We start from the raw sequence: 3,503 nt of genomic DNA, 5'->3' as shown, positions 1-3,503 counted from the left end.
AAACCCGCGATCGAAGATCCCCGCTCAATGCTCTTCCCATCGTCCACCTCCATCGAGGTGGATGTTGAATCAGCACAAGACGCAGCTGTCACATCACAATCGATTCATCGATCACAGGACGTGCTCTAGTGGCACTAAGGCGAAATCTGGTGGTGTTGGGCGCCTGCGACGCATCGGCCTGTTATCTACACCGCGGCCCAATAATATTTGGTTCAAAGGAACTCGTCGATGATCGACTCACCCTTATTTCAGCCCAGCGCAGACGAGATTCGCACGAGCGCAATCACGAGGTTTCGCGAATTCTGCACCTGTACCTACAAGGCTGATCTACCCGACCATGATGCGTTTCATCAATGGTCAATCGATGAACGCGGCACTTTCTGGTCTGCCGTCTGGGATTATTGCGGCGTGATTGGACAGCCCGGGCCACGCGATCTCATCAACGGCGATGTTATGCTCCACGCTCGCTTCTTCCCCGACGCCAGCCTGAACTTCGCCGAAAACCTCCTGATCAAGCACGGTCCCCAAGACGCGCTGATCTTCCGTGGTGAGGACAAGATGAGCTATCGCTGGAGCTGGGATCAGCTCCATTCCACCGTATCCAAGCTACAGCAAGCCTTCCGCGCGATGGGCATAGGCAAGGGCGACCGTATCTCGGCCATGATGCCGAACATGCCGGAGACAATCGCCTGCATGCTGGCCACCGCCTCGATCGGTGCCATCTGGTCGTCCTGCTCGCCCGATTTCGGCGAGCAGGGCGTGCTCGACCGCTTCGGCCAGATCGAGCCGGGGCTATTCATCACCTGCGATGCCTACTGGTACAACGGCAAGCTGCAGGACGTCTCCGACAAGGTCCGGAACGTCGCGCCCAAGCTCGGCTGCCCCGTCATGGTCGTGGGTTACGCCGGCGACGCCGAAGCGCTGGCCGCATCGCTTGCCGATGGCCGCACCATGGATGCCGCGACCATCCCCTTCACCGCGAGGCCCGTGGAATACGAGCCGCTGCCGTTCGCCCACCCGCTCTATATCCTGTTCTCCTCGGGCACGACCGGAGTGCCGAAATGCATCGTTCATTCTGCCGGCGGCACGCTGCTGCAACACCTGAAGGAACACCGCTTCCATTCCGGCGTCGGCGATGGTGATCGCCTCTTCTACTTCACGACCTGCGGCTGGATGATGTGGAATTGGCTGGCCTCGGGTCTGGCGAGCGGCGCCACGCTCTGCCTGTTCGACGGCTCGCCCTTCGCGCCCTCGGGCAATATCCTGTGGGACTATGCAGCCGAGGAACGCTTCGCCGTCTTCGGCACCTCGGCCAAATACATCGATGCGGTGCGCAAGGGCGGCATCGAGCCGCTCAAGACACACGATCTCTCCGACTTGCGCCTGATCACCTCCACCGGCTCGCCGCTTTCGCCGGAAGGTTTTTCATTCGTCTATGAAGGCATCAAGCCGGACGTCCAGCTCGCCTCCATCTCCGGCGGCACCGACATCGTCTCCTGCTTCGTGCTCGGCAATCCGGTCAAGCCGGTCTGGAAGGGCGAGATCCAGGGGCCGGGCCTCGGCCTCGCAGTCGACATCTGGGACGATGAAGGCAAACCGGTCCGTGGCGAGAAGGGCGAACTGGTCTGCACCAAAGCCTTCCCCTCCATGCCGGTGGGTTTCTGGAACGACCCTGATGGCGCCAAATACCGCGCGGCTTATTTCGAGCGCTTCGACAATATCTGGTGCCAGGGCGATTTCGCCGAATGGACCGAACACGGCGGCCTGATCATCCACGGCCGCTCGGATGCGACCCTCAATCCCGGCGGCGTGCGCATCGGTACCGCCGAGATCTACAACCAGGTCGAACAGCTCGATGAAGTCGCCGAGGCCATCTGCATCGGCCAGGACTGGGACGACGACGTCCGGGTTATCCTCTTCGTCCGTTTGGTACCGGGCCTGACGCTCGACGCCGATCTCGAAAAGAAGATCAAGACCAAGATCCGCATCGGTGCGTCACCGCGTCATGTACCGGCCAAAGTGATCCAGGTCGCCGACATTCCGCGCACCAAGTCCGGTAAGATCGTCGAGCTCGCCGTGCGCGAAGTCGTCCACGGCCGGTCGGTGAAGACCAAGGAGGCGCTGGCCAACCCGGAAGCGCTGGAGCTCTATTCCGGGCTGGAGGCACTCTGCAGTGATTAATAAGGGTCTGGAGCAAACATCATGGCCACTCGAATGTATTTCGGCATCACGAAGCAAGGTAACGACGGGGGTTGTAGCAGCGGAGTGGCGCCCGCCTACGAATTCCGTTTCCTTATCAGAAGCAATCTCACTTTGCAGATTGCAAAGCCTATGCCCGCGTCTCCATCGGCCAGACGGTTTGACAACCAGATCTTGGAAATCCAGTCGGCGGGGCTTCCATGTCGAATCCCGTCGCATCGTCTCCGAAACCATCTCCGGCAGCACTGCCATTGCCCAGCGGTTAGGCTTCCGCCGCCTGATCGATCGTTTGGAGCATGGCGATGTCCTGGTCGTCACCAAGCTTGATCGTCTCGGTCGCAACGCGATTGATGTCAGCACCACCGTCGCTCAGCTCGGTAAGCGGTGCGTCGAGGCACCTTTCCCGAAGCCGCCTGATGCGTGTATGGCGGTCAGCCGTTAGTCGGCGCGCCGGGGCGATCACTGTGGGTTATCATAACGGGTGACATAATGGAGTTCGCGAAGGGCGGGGATGACGAGGGCGATATCTTTGTAGGCCTCGTGCTCGATGAAGTGCGCGGTCTCGGGTCCCGGCCTGGGTTTGCCGAGGACGGGCCGCCCCTTTTTGTCGACGCAGTAGATCAGGATCGGCAGCAGCAGGCCGTGGTTGGGGTTCTTGAGGTCGAGTAGCCGTTTCCAGCGTTTGATGTTGAGATTCATGGCCGCGTAGAACCCTTAGCACCACGGCCGCGGGTCGATGCCGCCGCTGGGCTTGGTGGTGAAGCGGGGGCATAATCTTGCGGTCTGTCGAACAGCGTCTCGTTGATCCGGTTGTGGATCCTGGTGTCGCTTGGCACTTAACCGTAAGAATGCGGCCGCTCCGATCGGAGACCGGTAATTTCCCTGGGGTCGAATACAGGTTGTTAGGCCCGCGTAGTCCATGAGCGCCGCTTTGTTCGGAGGGAAAGCGATGGCGGTGGAATGGACGATCACGATCGAGGGCAGGAACGAGTTCGGTGACGTTTGCCGGAAGGCGGTCCGCATCGACAAGAGCTGGGAACGTCTGTTTGACGGCGACCTCGGCCTGTCGATCGAGGACAGCAAGACCATCATGGCGGCGCTGCAGAGCGCGGTCGTGAACCATGAGGCGGAGACGTATTCCCTCTTTCGTCGGGTCTGCCCGGATTGCCACAGGTTTCGGCCGGTCAAGGACTACACGACGCGACGGATCCGGACTGTCTTTGGCATCGTGGAGGTGCGCAATCCTCGTTGGATGCTGTGTCGGGATTGTTACCCAGGCATGGTCGATGCCTTTGCGCCGCTGC

General features: G+C 60.6%; 2 protein-coding genes and 2 pseudogenes. 3 read left to right on the top strand and 1 reads right to left on the bottom strand.

The features are described from left to right. The first annotated feature begins 228 nt into the window (after positions 1–228). Together EN807_RS32200 and EN807_RS32195 are read left to right on the top strand one after the other, a co-directional pair. Positions 229–2,181 carry an acetoacetate--CoA ligase gene (locus tag EN807_RS32200; protein WP_127208197.1) on the top strand — a complete coding sequence of 651 codons (1,953 nt, stop codon included), beginning with the start codon at positions 229–231 and terminating at the stop codon, positions 2,179–2,181. Between the two features lie 164 nt (positions 2,182–2,345). Beyond that, positions 2,346–2,566 (top strand): annotated as a pseudogene (locus EN807_RS32195) (recombinase family protein); the annotation flags it as partial. A gap of 92 nt (positions 2,567–2,658) precedes the next feature. Here the strand turns inward: EN807_RS32195 and EN807_RS32190 are convergent. Further along, positions 2,659–2,898, bottom strand: a complete 240-nt coding sequence (locus EN807_RS32190) for a hypothetical protein (protein WP_245485573.1) — start codon at positions 2,896–2,898, stop codon at positions 2,659–2,661. Positions 2,899–3,148: 250 nt separating this feature from the next. On the opposite strand from EN807_RS32190, the pseudogene EN807_RS32185 reads away from it, so the two are divergent. Further along, positions 3,149–3,503 (top strand): annotated as a pseudogene (locus EN807_RS32185) (ISKra4 family transposase); the annotation flags it as partial.

It is taken from the genome of Mesorhizobium sp. M5C.F.Ca.ET.164.01.1.1, assembly GCF_004792125.1.
Lineage (GTDB): Bacteria > Pseudomonadota > Alphaproteobacteria > Rhizobiales > Rhizobiaceae > Mesorhizobium > Mesorhizobium wenxiniae.
Note: the sequence above shows the minus strand (reverse complement) of the source record. Positions and strands in the feature narration are given on the sequence as shown.

Coding starts and splice junctions, on each gene's coding strand:
- EN807_RS32200 (WP_127208197.1), top strand. CDS start 229: ATGATCGACTCACCCTTATTTCAGCCCAGCGCAGACGAGATTCGCACG.
- EN807_RS32190 (WP_245485573.1), bottom strand. CDS start 2,898: ATGAATCTCAACATCAAACGCTGGAAACGGCTACTCGACCTCAAGAAC.